Annotated in this window: 18 protein-coding genes; 6 read left to right on the top strand and 12 right to left on the bottom strand. The window is 42.5% G+C overall.

The window, feature by feature from the left end; genetic code table 11:
* Positions 1-4: 4 nt before the first annotated feature.
* Positions 5-250 carry a type II toxin-antitoxin system Phd/YefM family antitoxin gene (locus AC3FZD_RS19345; protein WP_488737581.1) on the bottom strand — a complete coding sequence of 82 codons (246 nt, stop codon included), beginning with the start codon at positions 248-250 and terminating at the stop codon, positions 5-7.
* A 135-nt stretch (positions 251-385) separates the two neighbouring features.
* Here AC3FZD_RS19345 and AC3FZD_RS19340 point away from each other — a divergent pair, with 135 nt between their 5' ends.
* Positions 386-634: a hypothetical protein gene (locus AC3FZD_RS19340; RefSeq protein WP_488737580.1), complete on the top strand. Its 249-nt coding sequence runs from the start codon at positions 386-388 to the stop codon at positions 632-634.
* A gap of 4 nt (positions 635-638) precedes the next feature.
* Positions 639-824 (top strand): hypothetical protein, encoded by a 186-nt coding sequence (locus tag AC3FZD_RS19335; protein WP_488737579.1) that lies wholly within the window; start codon positions 639-641, stop codon positions 822-824.
* Between the two features lie 32 nt (positions 825-856).
* Here the strand turns inward: AC3FZD_RS19335 and AC3FZD_RS19330 are convergent, their stop codons facing one another.
* The 7 genes from AC3FZD_RS19330 to AC3FZD_RS19300 form a co-directional block, all read right to left on the bottom strand.
* Positions 857-1,336 carry a T9SS type A sorting domain-containing protein gene (locus AC3FZD_RS19330; protein ID WP_488737578.1) on the bottom strand — a complete coding sequence of 160 codons (480 nt, stop codon included), beginning with the start codon at positions 1,334-1,336 and terminating at the stop codon, positions 857-859.
* A gap of 115 nt (positions 1,337-1,451) precedes the next feature.
* Positions 1,452-2,009, bottom strand: a complete 558-nt coding sequence (locus AC3FZD_RS19325) for an IS630 family transposase (protein ID WP_488737262.1) — start codon at positions 2,007-2,009, stop codon at positions 1,452-1,454.
* Positions 1,894-2,319 carry an IS630 transposase-related protein gene (locus AC3FZD_RS19320; RefSeq protein ID WP_488740298.1) on the bottom strand — a complete coding sequence of 142 codons (426 nt, stop codon included), beginning with the start codon at positions 2,317-2,319 and terminating at the stop codon, positions 1,894-1,896. The genes AC3FZD_RS19325 and AC3FZD_RS19320 overlap by 116 nt, the downstream gene beginning before the upstream one ends.
* Before the next feature lie 37 nt (positions 2,320-2,356).
* Positions 2,357-3,169: a ubiquitin-conjugating enzyme family protein gene (locus AC3FZD_RS19315; protein WP_488737577.1), complete on the bottom strand. Its 813-nt coding sequence runs from the start codon at positions 3,167-3,169 to the stop codon at positions 2,357-2,359.
* Between the two features lie 82 nt (positions 3,170-3,251).
* The gene (locus AC3FZD_RS19310; RefSeq protein ID WP_488737576.1) at positions 3,252-3,788 is read right to left on the bottom strand and encodes a ubiquitin-conjugating enzyme E2; all 537 of its coding nucleotides are present in this window, start codon (positions 3,786-3,788) and stop codon (positions 3,252-3,254) included.
* Between the two features lie 14 nt (positions 3,789-3,802).
* Positions 3,803-4,063: a hypothetical protein gene (locus AC3FZD_RS19305; protein ID WP_488737575.1), complete on the bottom strand. Its 261-nt coding sequence runs from the start codon at positions 4,061-4,063 to the stop codon at positions 3,803-3,805.
* A 10-nt stretch (positions 4,064-4,073) separates the two neighbouring features.
* Positions 4,074-5,324, bottom strand: coding sequence for a HesA/MoeB/ThiF family protein (locus AC3FZD_RS19300; RefSeq protein ID WP_488737574.1), 1,251 nt, complete (start codon positions 5,322-5,324; stop codon positions 4,074-4,076).
* Between the two features lie 518 nt (positions 5,325-5,842).
* Between AC3FZD_RS19300 and AC3FZD_RS19295 the strand changes: the two genes are divergently transcribed.
* Positions 5,843-6,334: a DNA-binding response regulator gene (locus AC3FZD_RS19295; RefSeq protein WP_488737573.1), complete on the top strand. Its 492-nt coding sequence runs from the start codon at positions 5,843-5,845 to the stop codon at positions 6,332-6,334.
* A 52-nt stretch (positions 6,335-6,386) separates the two neighbouring features.
* On the opposite strand, the gene AC3FZD_RS19290 is transcribed toward AC3FZD_RS19295, so the two are convergent.
* Together AC3FZD_RS19290 and AC3FZD_RS19285 are read right to left on the bottom strand one after the other, a co-directional pair.
* Complete coding sequence (locus tag AC3FZD_RS19290; RefSeq protein WP_488737572.1) at positions 6,387-6,767, bottom strand: HepT-like ribonuclease domain-containing protein; 381 nt, start codon at positions 6,765-6,767, stop codon at positions 6,387-6,389.
* Positions 6,764-7,051 carry a nucleotidyltransferase family protein gene (locus AC3FZD_RS19285; RefSeq protein ID WP_488737571.1) on the bottom strand — a complete coding sequence of 96 codons (288 nt, stop codon included), beginning with the start codon at positions 7,049-7,051 and terminating at the stop codon, positions 6,764-6,766. The genes AC3FZD_RS19290 and AC3FZD_RS19285 overlap by 4 nt, the downstream gene beginning before the upstream one ends.
* A 119-nt stretch (positions 7,052-7,170) precedes the next feature.
* Here AC3FZD_RS19285 and AC3FZD_RS19280 point away from each other — a divergent pair, with 119 nt between their 5' ends.
* Positions 7,171-7,434 (top strand): hypothetical protein, encoded by a 264-nt coding sequence (locus AC3FZD_RS19280; RefSeq protein WP_488737570.1) that lies wholly within the window; start codon positions 7,171-7,173, stop codon positions 7,432-7,434.
* A gap of 183 nt (positions 7,435-7,617) precedes the next feature.
* Here AC3FZD_RS19280 and AC3FZD_RS19275 read toward each other — a convergent pair whose 3' ends face one another.
* Both AC3FZD_RS19275 and AC3FZD_RS19270 read right to left on the bottom strand, forming a co-directional pair.
* Complete coding sequence (locus tag AC3FZD_RS19275) at positions 7,618-8,070, bottom strand: hypothetical protein (RefSeq protein WP_488737569.1); 453 nt, start codon at positions 8,068-8,070, stop codon at positions 7,618-7,620.
* Positions 8,063-9,529: a site-2 protease family protein gene (locus AC3FZD_RS19270; RefSeq protein WP_488737568.1), complete on the bottom strand. Its 1,467-nt coding sequence runs from the start codon at positions 9,527-9,529 to the stop codon at positions 8,063-8,065. Before AC3FZD_RS19270 ends, AC3FZD_RS19275 begins: the two co-directional genes overlap by 8 nt.
* Here AC3FZD_RS19270 and AC3FZD_RS19265 point away from each other — a divergent pair.
* Complete coding sequence (locus AC3FZD_RS19265; protein WP_488737567.1) at positions 9,528-10,223, top strand: MBL fold metallo-hydrolase; 696 nt, start codon at positions 9,528-9,530, stop codon at positions 10,221-10,223. The genes AC3FZD_RS19270 and AC3FZD_RS19265 overlap by 2 nt on opposite strands.
* A gap of 73 nt (positions 10,224-10,296) precedes the next feature.
* Positions 10,297-12,174 (top strand): ATP-dependent zinc metalloprotease FtsH, encoded by a 1,878-nt coding sequence (gene ftsH, locus AC3FZD_RS19260; RefSeq protein ID WP_488737566.1) that lies wholly within the window; start codon positions 10,297-10,299, stop codon positions 12,172-12,174.
* Positions 12,175-12,212: the final 38 nt, after the last annotated feature.

Raw genomic sequence — 12,212 nt, 5'->3', positions numbered from 1 at the left:
ATCTTCATGGATTTGTAAATAAGTTAATAATTTCTTCAGGGAGGGGATCATTAAAATCATCAGGTACAACAAATTCCCCTTCACATAAACCAATAGGACGGCGTTCTTTTTGAGGTGGTTTTGCTGGTATTGGTTTAATTTCAGCAATAGGTTTATCTGCTTGAGTGATAATCAAACTATTACCTTCTTGAATCAGTTTGATAAATTCGGATAAGTTGTGTTGGATGTCATCTATATTTAGGGTAATCATGGCATTCTTTAGCGTCCATCTACATAGCTAATCTGAGTATCAATATAACGGTCGGGTGTGTTTTTGTAAATAATGCCATGATATTTTATGGTTATGGAAAGACAATCATGGCTAGTAGATGGGATTGCATGACTTGTGGATGATAGACACTGTACCAAAATTGAGCAAACCGATTATCCTATAGATAGGCGATCGCAGGAAACCCACCCGATGGAAACCATTACCATTCAAGTTGATGCTGAACTCGCCCAAGCTTATCGAGCAGCCGAACTCCAGCAACAACAAGATCCTAACTCTTTTCATGACCTGGTAAAACAAATTCGAGAAGAAGCGGCTGCCAATGGTTTGACTGCCGAAATTTTAGCCGAACTCTTAGAGGTTTAGTTACATGAAAGAACCTATTCAGCCTAGCGAGAAAGATATTCGTCTGGCTGCGGAAACAGTACAAAAACTGGCAGCTTATGCAGAAAATGAGTGTAAACGTAAGAGTCTTGTGGAAAGTCACCAAGCTCTTGATGAACTCGCCGCGTTGCATCAGGAAATGGGTGGATACTTTATATCATCAGCTAATTGATCCCTACCCATCTATAGATCGGTTTAAGTGGTCTATCTCCTGCGTATTCTCAAAGTAAATTGGGTAGATTTGCTTGAGCTATAGTTCCATACTTTTATACTATAAATTCCCGATTGCAAAGAAAAATTTCTTAATTGATCTGAACCTGAACTTGTGCTTCTTGAATTGTCAATAGTGTTTCCTTGTGAATCAATAATCTCAAAATCTCCATCTGCCTCCATATCTTTGAGATCAATATCAAATCTGCTTTGTTGAGGAACATAAAGCCTATATAAAATGGGATTAGTTTCCTGGTTGTTTGTACTCAGATACCCTTGGTAACTGACTTCAGAACCAGATGATAGAGAATATGGATAAGCATTAAGGGCATTTTTGTAAGTGTCCCTTTCATTTTTATAATTATCTCTCTGATTTTTGTAAGTATCTCTTTCATTTCTATAGGCATCTCTCTGATTTTTATAATTATTTTTTTCGGTTTCTAAATTTTGACGTTCTGTGACAAAGCAATCCAACTTTTCTTCTAAAGAAAAAACTTTTTCTTCAAGGTTTATAGGTGTTATTGATTGATCATAACAATCATCTAAAGTGAGGTCTATTTTGTTGCTTATATAGCAAAGAAAGGGATAGTTAGGACAGAATCTTAAAAGCTTCTATGATCGCATCATAAAGAGACTCACACTTGTGCTTAAGTTTTCCAACCTCTTTCTTCAAGCGCTCCCAAAAGTGTTCAATTTTATTCAAATCCGGGGAATAAGTGGGTAGAAATATCACCTCACATCTGGCCTGACTCACTAATTCCTTGATTTTTGCTTGAGGATGGAAACTGGCATTATCTATCACTACCATCTGCCCCGGTATTAATTCAGGTACTAAGAACTCTTTTACCCATTTACAGATCACTTGGCTGTTGCAGTAACCCTCGAACATCATTGGGGCGATAATCTCTCCTTGTCTCCACCCACTAACCACACTAATTCTCTTCTGCCGATGTCCTAATTTCTCTGCTACATATCTTTGGGATTTATGAGAGTAACCGTAAGGATAATCTATGGTATCATCTATACCCGCTTCATCCACATATACTAATCTCTCTTGGGCATACCCTTTGAGCTTCTCTATAAACTCTGCTCTGTCTTTTTCCTTCCTCTCTTGGTACAGGTATGTTTTTTTTTCGCGTAAACTCAATTTTCTTAAGTGCTTGTCCTATCAGCACTCTACTTACTCGACTTGGCCACTTCTGGGCCATTTCTTGTTGAGTTAGATGTCCATTTTCTTTGGCAAACCCTTCAAACTCTTTCAGGTCATTGATTTTCGGTTTTGGCCCTCTACGGTAGGTCACAGGAGCCACGTTCCCCCTTTCCTCCCGACGTTTAAGCCACAGGTCTAAGGTGTTGCGACTGATGTCAAATGTTTTACACACATCGCTCTTACGCTCTCCTCTATCATAGGCCCCTACGGCTTTATGTCTTAGGTCTATACTATAAGCTGATGGCATCATCTCACGATCGCTAACTTCATCTTTATATTATGTCCTAACTCTCCCTTTCACTGCTATAGCAGAGATAATCGCGAGAAGATTCTTCTCTATTTCTTCGGAAATCAGAATTAAAAGCGGTCGCAAGGGGCATATCATCCTTTTTTCTTTCAGCCGGAGAGTAAGAAGGCTTGGAGTCTTGGATCTCAAACTTGACTTTCCTTGGCAACTGGTGGCTTGATGTGACTTGAAATTTATGCTGGTTTTGAACATTGAAATGCTTGGTAGACGTTATCTGAAATGTCTTACTACTGGGAAATTGAATATGATCGGTAGGGCAAAACACTCTTTTATTTTGCTTGTACCATATTGCTGCTTCTTGATTAGCAACTCTTGGTGAGTCTGGCTGTATATAGTCCTCTTCATATTGAAGAGAGCGGGCTACCCGTAAAATATAGCTTCCCAGATCTTTTTCTGGAACAGTTCCCTCAGAATAATCTATCCACTGTCCGTTTTTACCCCAACCAAACATCCCTGGTTGACTAAAATGAGGATGAAAAATAATTGGTGAGTCTCCTATCAACTTTATTTCGGGTACAAAATTTCCAGGAAGGGTATAATCAAAAATATTCTTGATAGGTATGGTGTTTTCTGATTTTTCTTGATAAGTATTTTTCGGATAAAAAGTTAGATTAGTAGAAAACCAAAAACCTTGATGAATACGCAAAGATTTTACCAAGAGATTATCTTGTATTTGTATCCAACTTTTTATAAACATCTGAATATAAAGTTTTTGATTGTACGATATAAACTTGATAGATGGAATTTCCACACTAGGTATTTCAGGATCTCTTATTATGTTGCTTCCCATATCATGTCTCCTCTCAAAAAGATGCATAATTCAGCCATTACCCCTCTAAACTTGGAGAATTAAGAGGGGTTTTTGCAAGGGTTTATTGAATCTGAAATTTTTTCTTAATCTCAGGCTGGACTGTGAATTTCGACTTGGTTGGATCGGGAAGATTTGTAGAATCGCAAGGAAATAGATTGCTGGTTTTATTCCGCAAGAACCAATTGTTAGCATCACCATTAGCCGCACTATTAGGGTTGGTGATCTCTAAATCAAACTGCAAAGTTCGGATCATGCGAATAACGTGATTTCCTAAGCTTTCAGAAACATCCCAAGATCCATAACACCAGTTACCATTACGATACCAGTTAGGATGGTAAGGAGGCGGGCTGGTTTTCATGTTGATTAATGGAGGACTATTCGGGTAAGCCTCTGATAGCTCTAGAGAAATGATATGTTCATCGCGGTAGCTCGGCGTTGAATTAATAATGGTCTTTACTTTGACAGTGAGTTCATAGGCTTCAACGTAAGGAGGATTACCCTTGATAGGCTTCCACTGGATGATATTACCTCTAATATTGACCATTTCACTATGGTCATTTTTCAATCGAATCAATCGAGCTTCTTGAGGTGTAGCCATGTGTATCTCCTCCATTAAATTCCTGCATCAGTAGCTGGGACAACACGGATTGTATTTTTGTTGGGTTCTTCGACACCAGCATCCTGGAAAGTTTGACCAGGCTCAATCATGCTGCCACCTTTAAAGGCTAATCCGTAACCTTGAGAGTTTGGGGTTAGAAAATTAGCTGTAATTAATTCCGCAACAGCTTCTTGTGCTGTAATACTATCGTCTAGAGTCACAGTCACCATCCTGCCATCTGTAGGATGAACGAAATTAACGTTAACGTCTGCCATTTTTTTGTTCCTATGTCAATCCGACTTCAGTAAATGGATGATCCAAAGATAATTCGTAATATTTGTAGTTGTGGTCTAGGTCATATACCGCAACTACATGACGGTGAGGTACACCGAGTTGCCAAAGGCTCATATTCAACAAGTCTTTGGGGGTATGAGATAGGCTAAACTCCGATATCGTTTGTTTGGAGGATACCTGCTCACTTCTACTAACATAGCTTTCATCAACTCCTTTTTGGATACAGTTATTACAGATGGTTTCCGTATCAAATATACGAAAACTGGGTTTATTCAACGGAATTTCGACACCACATGATTTACAGGAGACAGACTGAACAAACGTGCGATCGGAGCGAAAATCAAGAGTAGCATCTGCACCTGACCAGTCGTCTTTTGATATGAACTCCAGAAATTCTCGTAATGAAACGGAATGACTTAATGGCAGTGAAAGAATTTCTGGGTAAGTTGCGTGTCCATAGCAATTTTCATTTTTATTCAAAGTTAAAATATCAAAATCATTAACTCTTCCTTGAAAATATATTCTTTTTCCATTTTCAACATTTTGATCGCACAATAACTTCACCGCTTCCTGAACTTGAATGGCAGAAACAATAGATGATGTTACTTGTACCGTAGGCATTTTGCCTTCTTTCAGAACCGTCCGTTTAAAGTCGTCACAGGAGTATCGTATTCGTGCTGCTCTTAGCTGTTCTTTGGTTACTCCACATTGATAACATGGTGGTTCTGGCGGAATATAAACGGCAACATGACCTCCTAGTTCGTATATTCCCGCATCAATCCAAGGAGTATTCGCCAACCAACACTGTTTATTGACTGCCAATCTTGTTTCTACATTATCTAAGCAACCCAGGACTAAATTCATGGATCGAAAAACTCCTGTTCCTAGTTCCCAGGCAATATCTCCATGAAAATAGTGAATGTGTACATTGTCTGCTAATGCCAATTCCTTGGTTCGTATGGCAGCAACTTCTGCTTTTAACTTCCCTTTGTCTGCTTTACGAAATAATACAGTCCGACTCAAATTAGAAGTCGATATCGTATCAAAATCAGCAATGTAGATATTTCCTACTCCTAAAAGAGCAAGGTTTTTTAGGGTTTCGTTACCAATCGCTCCCGCGCCGACAACCAAAACATGAGCATCCTTAAGTTTTTGTTGATCCCATCCAGCAATTCGTTGTTGTCGATCGAATGGGTTGTCTTCGAGATCGGTGATTTTAGTAATAGAAAATTGGGTTTTCATCTCTAACTTCTCCATGTGTGACCACAGGCTTTACATTTCCACGATCCGTTATCTAACTTGGTAATATTCCCTGCTGTAGAGGTACGACATATAGGGCATGTTTTGGGCCGAGTTTGAGTAATGTGTTTAAATTTATCTGTTCTACCCGTTGCTGTTCGTTGTATAACCGATGTTTGTTGTGTGAAGTTTACAATATCAAATTTTTTTCTTGGCGATCTCCGAGAAGGCTCTTGAGAAGGTACATTGCCACCTACTAACCGCTTTAGCCATTCATATACAACCCGGAATTTATTTGCCATATAGATTAGCTCTACTTATGAATCTTGATACACTTTACAAAAAGTTACAGAGATGGACTGACTGGCTTGTAGTTGTTATGGCGCTTTACAAAGTCCCGTTAGACTGAAGATAGACTGGTCGCCACTACCTATGTTAAGCTAGTTACTACTATTCAACGACTAACCGAGACTGTAACTTTTGGTTAGGATAACACTATCAACATACTTCAAACCCTCGCCATGTCTAGTGATGAGATGTTTTCTGAGGCAGCAGATCGTTGGGATCTCGAACGACTGTACCGAGATTTGGCAGAAGCAAAACGACTCTGTTCCCCTCGTGCTAGAAAGGGATTGACTGAACGGGAAAAGCTTTATTTGCGCGGGTTATTGTGTGGTTGTAGTCCTAGGGAAATAGCAAAGAAACTGGTTCAAAGCGAAAAGGGAATTGAAGTCTATGTCTGTAAAACGTTATATCCATACCTAAAACAACTCCCGGATGTACCGAGTCAGAAGATCGAGAACTGGAGAAATATCGATCACTTGCTGGAAGATGCGGGATATAAAAGGCAATCTCGGTCTTCTGTAACATCTAAGACGAATTCTTCTGTACCTATTGAACCATTAGTCAAGATTGTCAATATGAGTTTTGAAGATTACAATACCAACACCATCTCCATTGATATCAATATCAAGTTAGCCTTACCTTCAGATGCTGAAGATGAAAAGAGGTAGCTGACAAGGGGGGAGAAATTGAGATTGAGGGTTAGAAACCGGGTTTCTGCGTTCACTTTTGGTTGGGTGTCGAAGGCGATCGATTTTCTAACTCTTGAATACAAATTTCTACTTGATTTTTTAAGTCAGGTAATTTATCAGGATTATGGATAATATTCCAGACAGTTTCTAAATCAATTGCCCAATAATGATGAGCGAGAATATTCCTAAAGTCTGTAATATCCCGCCAAGGTACTGAAGGATACTGATTTTTTAATTCATCAGGGAGTTTATTGGCTGCTTCACCAATAATTTCTAGTTCACGAAGTACAGCCATTTTTACTGTTCGATTGGTTAAAAAACTTTCTTTCCCGTGCTGAATATGAATGGCAATCGCTTCAATAGATTCTTTAATGTGATAAAGAAAAAATAGAGGAGATTTTTGTTTATTCATAGGGGAATTGCCGAGGATAAAACTTCCTGTTTAATGGTATGATGCAATGCTGTACTATGCACAATATCAACATCACATTTCAGCAATTCTTGTAATGCTCTTCGTAAGCGAATGACATCAAATAAATCTTGTTCTGGGGTGGGATCGATCAGAAAATCAATGTCACTATTTTCGGTCGTTTCACCTTTAGCAACTGAACCAAATACTCTAATATTAGCAGAGTGATATTGTTCAGCTAATTTAATAATGTTAGAGCGGTATTGTTTTAATTGTTGTAAGTTCATGGTAAATTACCTCGATTGATTGGGTCAGTTAATCAAATTCTAGCAGATTTGCTTTTATGCTGACCTTCAAAAACCTCAATCATCGTATAAAATAACGTAAAAATTCGAGGATAACCCTAGTGAAGAAAGTCAAGGGAAAACGCCCTGTTTATTTAGATAACGCCAAAGTCGATCGGTTATTAACCCTTATTATGACCTTGGCTAGTGAAGTATCTGTATTGCACGATCGCCTGGATACCATTGAACGGTTAGCTCAAGAAAAAGGCATCCTATCTATCCAGGAGATTGAAGCCTATCAACCGGATGAGCAAACACAACAGGAACGGGAAAATTGGCGACAGAGTTATCTAGAGCGGTTATTAGAGGGGATAGACGATGAATAGTTCAGAACTTAACGCCCTCTCCCTAAATCCCTCTCCCACAGGAGAGGGACTTTCCCCCTTCTCCCGTGGGAGAAGGGGGTAGGGGGATGAGGAACAATCGTTACATAACTCATTTAGGTTTGCTATAGATGATTTGAAAATAGCAAGCAGGCTCGAAAGCATAAGATCGACCGGTGATAGCACTTACCGGTTTTTCAATTGATTCAAGCGCTCGATTGCATCTCCCAAGGCTGAAGTTAAATTCTGGCGAGTTTGCGTATGTTGCTCTTTCTCCGTTTGCAGCGCTTGGGAGAGAGCGCTAACCGTTTGCAAAAGGCGATCGCGCTCTTGTAAGATCTCCACTAACTTCGCCTTCATCTCCTCTAGGGACAGGTTCTCTACCTCCTCTTCCACTGGAGCGATATTCCCAGATAACTCAGGTCGCGGTTGCTGCAAACTCTGTAGCTGACTTCTAAGCTGCTTAATCTTTTCTCCCGTGCGCTGGGTATCATTTCGGCGCTGTTGAGCCTCCGTTTCATACAAACGCTGCCAATTGGCCGCACTTGCATAAGCCCGATCGCACTCTTGTTGCAAGTCCCTCATTTGCTCTTGCAATTGACGAATTTGATCTAACCACTGTCGGATATCTTCAGCCATAGAACCATTCAATTAAAGTGGGGGGAGCAGGTAACACAATCATCACTAAAATCACTAAAGCCAATAATCCCAAGAAATCCCGCCCATTATCCAATTCTGTCACATCATTTAACGCCGGTTCATCGGCGATCGGCATCAGCAACAAAAAGATCGCCCACCAGAGGAATTCCTGGCGCAAAAAGGCCAAAATCAGCACCAATAAGCGAGAAATTTGACCAATGGCGATCGCCGTTCGTTGACCAAACATCGCATGAACCACATGGCCCCCATCCAACTGACCCACCGGAATCAAATTCAGAGCAGTAATCACCAAGCCTAAAAATCCAGCCACGGCCACCGGATGCAGATTCAGGGCCATATCCCCCGTTAACTGATTTCCCAGGGCAATTTTACTCAGGATCGCTAATAGCACTGTAGCTTTAGGATTGAGGGAATCAAAATTAAACATGCTTGTATTTTCCGAGGCCGCAATCACATCAGAGAGGGACAACCCCCAGATCAAGATGGGAATTGTTGCCACCAAACCCGCCAAAGGCCCGGCAATTCCTACATCAAATAATGCCTTACGATTGGGCATGGGGGAGCGAATTTGAATAAACGCCCCAAAGGTTCCCAGGAAAAAGGGCACAGGGATAAAATAGGGCAATGTAGCTTTAATTTTGTAACGACGGGCCATGAGATAATGGCCCAACTCATGGATACCCAAAATGGTCATTAAGGCGATCGCATAGGGTAAACCCGGAGCCAGAAGACTGGGATTTTCCAGCAGTAAATGGGGGTTATTTTCCACTTCTGGAGAAGCCAAATCGGAAAAGGCCAAAGTGCCCATCAGTGTAGTAGTTAATACCGTTAGGGCTAACAATCCCAAAGCGGTCATCGGTCGAGTTAAGCGAGGTTGGGGAGTTTTAGCTTCAAACTGAGGATTAGGAATCAAGATAAAAAACGGCTTACCTTCAAACCCCTCTTGGAACACAATCAAAAAGCGATCGCCAAATTGAGCCTCAATTTTTTCCCGCACTGTCTGATAGGCTACTTCAGAAGAAGTCCGCAACTGACCTCGACAAATCACCACTTGCCCCTTACACTCCGTCTCATGGAGGGCATAGGCAGACCAAGGAAAACACTGTTGTAATTGTTTCTGTTGTTCTATCGTCAGGGAAGCCGGTGAAACTTTGGACGGCTCTGGAGTCTCAGCACTATCCTGAGCTGGGGGAGAAGACCGTCCCACCTGAATCAGATATAAATACAACAGAGAAGAAATGATAAACAAGGCAATCATCACCCCCAAAGGTGGGGGGCTATCTTCTCCTTGAATCAACATCCACAGCGTCCAGGCCAGAGCTGGAGCCATCATCACCAACCACAAAAGCCAAACGGGAGTGGTGGTGCTGCTGGCCACACCACGCTGCACAATGAAATAAGTAATCAGTCCAAGCAACAGTAGAAATATCAAAGTCATGGCATCTTTAAATCATGCAAATCCCAAGGAGCAAAGCCAGTCTCCAAAACAACCGAAGCCGATCCTAGAAAACCGATTCGCCTTTCCCCCCAATCGAGAGACCTTGGGAGCAACCTCCTATTTTATTGTAGGCAACTGTGCCAATATCCTCATTGACTGTCCAGCTTGGAATCAGACCAACCAAGACTTCTTACAAAACCAAGGAGGAGTACAGTTTCTATTTTTGACCCATCGGGGGGCGATCGCCAAAGTCCGTGAAATTCAACAAACGTTTAACTGTGAAGTCATCATCCAAGAACAAGAGGCTTATCTTTTGCCCAAATTGAGTGTAACCTCATTCCAGCACGAATTAACCTTTTCTGACCAACAAATCCAAGCTTTATGGACTCCGGGCCATTCTCCCGGATCATCATGTCTCTACGATCCTTCCCTAGGAGGCATCTTGTTTACCGGTCGCCACCTACTCCCCAATGCCCAAGGCCATCCTACCCCCCTACGCACCAGTAAAACCTTCCACTGGCAGCGACAACTCGCCAGTGTACAACGGTTGCGCGAGATTTTTAAGGATAAACCCTTGGAATATATCTGTCCTGGAGCCAATACTGGCTTACTACGGGGTCAAGGGGTAATTCGGGGATGGGAGGATAGGGAGATTCCCTGTTCCCCCACTGCCCACTCTCAGCGATACACTTAAATTATTCGTTAATGTATTCTTGGGCGATCGCACCACCTGATCTCACGCTATGAACAGTTCTCAATTCAAAACTATGGCTCAAACCTTCAAACGTAAAGGAATGTCCCTGGGCGCTACAGTAGCCCTGAGTAGTTCCTTGCTGTTTACCTGGGCCCTCTTAACTCGTCCAGTCCAGGCTCAGTCCCAGCCCCTCAGTTATACCCAATTGTTGGACAAAATTGAAGCGGGAGAGGTTGACCATGTGGAAATTGACCCCACGAAAAACCGCGCCCAAGTGAAGTTAGAGGGATCGGATATCGAGCAAGAAGTGGTAATTTTTGAGCGCAATCCCGAACTCATTGAAATACTCAAGGCGAATAAAGTCAGCTTTGGGGAACAAGCCAGTGCGGATAATCGGGTAGTCGTCAGTAGTGTGGCCAATTTGTTGTTAATCCTGTTGGTGGTGATTGGATTAATGATGATTATTAAGCGCTCTTCCCAGTCGGCGGGCAATGCCTTGAATTTTGGCAAATCAAAGGCTAGATTCCAGATGGAAGCCAAAACGGGGGTGGTGTTTAATGATGTGGCTGGCGTTGAGGAAGCCAAGGAAGAGCTGCAAGAGGTGGTTACCTTCTTGAAACAACCGGAGCGGTTTACCGCGATTGGGGCGAAAATTCCTAGGGGGGTGTTATTAGTGGGGCCTCCGGGAACCGGAAAAACGCTGATGGCTAAGGCGATCGCCGGTGAAGCGGGTGTTCCTTTCTTCAGCATCTCCGGTTCCGAGTTTGTGGAGATGTTCGTCGGTGTGGGGGCTTCGCGGGTTCGGGACTTGTTTAAGAAAGCTAAAGAAAATGCCCCCTGTTTAGTGTTTATCGATGAAATTGATGCCGTCGGTCGTCAACGGGGTGCGGGTATTGGCGGAGGTAATGACGAACGGGAGCAAACCCTAAACCAATTGTTAACCGAAATGGATGGGTTTGAAGGCAACAGTGGCGTGATTGTAATTGCAGCAACCAACCGCCCGGATGTCCTAGATCAGGCCCTGTTGCGTCCCGGTCGCTTTGACCGTCAGGTGATGGTGGATTTACCCACCTATAAGGGGCGGTTGGGGATTCTAGAGGTTCATGCTCGTAATAAGAAAGTGTCGGCGGATGTGTCTTTAGAGGCGATCGCCCAACGCACCCCTGGTTTTTCTGGTGCAGATTTAGCCAACTTGCTCAATGAAGCCGCCATTCTCACAGCTCGACGGCGCAAGGAAGCCATTACTCCTCTAGAAGTCGATGATGCGATCGATCGCGTCACCATTGGCCTCACTTTAAATCCCTTGCTCGATAGCAAAAAAAAGCGCCTCATTGCCTACCATGAAACCGGCCATGCTCTCTTAATGACCCTACTCAAAAAGTCTGACCCCCTGAATAAAGTCACCATCATTCCCCGTTCCGGAGGCATTGGTGGATTTGCCCAGCAAGTCTTTAATGAAGACATGATTGACAGTGGATTATATAGTCGTGCCTGGTTGCTCAATCAAATTACCATTTTGCTTGGTGGACGAGCGGCTGAAGAAGAGGTTTTTGGCTATGCAGAAGTGACCAAAGGAGCCAGTGGCGATATCGAAAATGTGGCTAAACTTGCTAGAGAAATGGTCACCCGTTATGGCATGTCCGATTTGGGCCCTCTAGCCCTCGAAAGTGGCAATAGTGAAGTCTTTTTAGGCCGAGATTTAATGACTCGTTCTGAATATTCGGAAGAAGTGGCCACCCAAATCGATCGCCAAGTTCGAGAAATTGCTGTACGCTGTCATGAACAAGCTCGTAAATTGATCCGGGAACATCGCCCCCTGATGGATAAACTGGTGGATGTTTTATTAGACCAAGAAACCATTGAGGGCGATCAATTCCGAGAAATTGTCACTGAGTACCAGAAGAGTCAATCCACCTCACCGGTTGATTTGGTGAAAGCTGGGAGCGCTTAAGTTGTTGGGATCGTTAAAAATTTAGGGAGCGAGACGTA

The sequence above is a fragment of the Roseofilum sp. KMC-1 genome (genome assembly GCF_057802075.1).
This window is presented reverse-complemented; position numbering and strand designations above follow the sequence as displayed.

Excerpts from the sequence above, each read along its gene's own strand:
- AC3FZD_RS19285 (WP_488737571.1), bottom strand. The coding sequence starts at position 7,051 with ATGAACTTACAACAATTAAAACAATACCGCTCTAACATTATTAAATTA.
- AC3FZD_RS19295 (WP_488737573.1), top strand. The coding sequence starts at position 5,843 with ATGTCTAGTGATGAGATGTTTTCTGAGGCAGCAGATCGTTGGGATCTC.
- AC3FZD_RS19265 (WP_488737567.1), top strand. The coding sequence starts at position 9,528 with ATGGCATCTTTAAATCATGCAAATCCCAAGGAGCAAAGCCAGTCTCCA.
- AC3FZD_RS19335 (WP_488737579.1), top strand. The coding sequence starts at position 639 with ATGAAAGAACCTATTCAGCCTAGCGAGAAAGATATTCGTCTGGCTGCG.
- AC3FZD_RS19270 (WP_488737568.1), bottom strand. The coding sequence starts at position 9,529 with ATGACTTTGATATTTCTACTGTTGCTTGGACTGATTACTTATTTCATT.
- AC3FZD_RS19320 (WP_488740298.1), bottom strand. The coding sequence starts at position 2,319 with ATGCCATCAGCTTATAGTATAGACCTAAGACATAAAGCCGTAGGGGCC.
- AC3FZD_RS19310 (WP_488737576.1), bottom strand. The coding sequence starts at position 3,788 with ATGGCTACACCTCAAGAAGCTCGATTGATTCGATTGAAAAATGACCAT.
- AC3FZD_RS19345 (WP_488737581.1), bottom strand. The coding sequence starts at position 250 with ATGATTACCCTAAATATAGATGACATCCAACACAACTTATCCGAATTT.
- AC3FZD_RS19300 (WP_488737574.1), bottom strand. The coding sequence starts at position 5,324 with ATGAAAACCCAATTTTCTATTACTAAAATCACCGATCTCGAAGACAAC.
- AC3FZD_RS19290 (WP_488737572.1), bottom strand. The coding sequence starts at position 6,767 with ATGAATAAACAAAAATCTCCTCTATTTTTTCTTTATCACATTAAAGAA.
- AC3FZD_RS19305 (WP_488737575.1), bottom strand. The coding sequence starts at position 4,063 with ATGGCAGACGTTAACGTTAATTTCGTTCATCCTACAGATGGCAGGATG.
- ftsH (WP_488737566.1), top strand. The coding sequence starts at position 10,297 with ATGGCTCAAACCTTCAAACGTAAAGGAATGTCCCTGGGCGCTACAGTA.
- AC3FZD_RS19275 (WP_488737569.1), bottom strand. The coding sequence starts at position 8,070 with ATGGCTGAAGATATCCGACAGTGGTTAGATCAAATTCGTCAATTGCAA.
- AC3FZD_RS19315 (WP_488737577.1), bottom strand. The coding sequence starts at position 3,169 with ATGGGAAGCAACATAATAAGAGATCCTGAAATACCTAGTGTGGAAATT.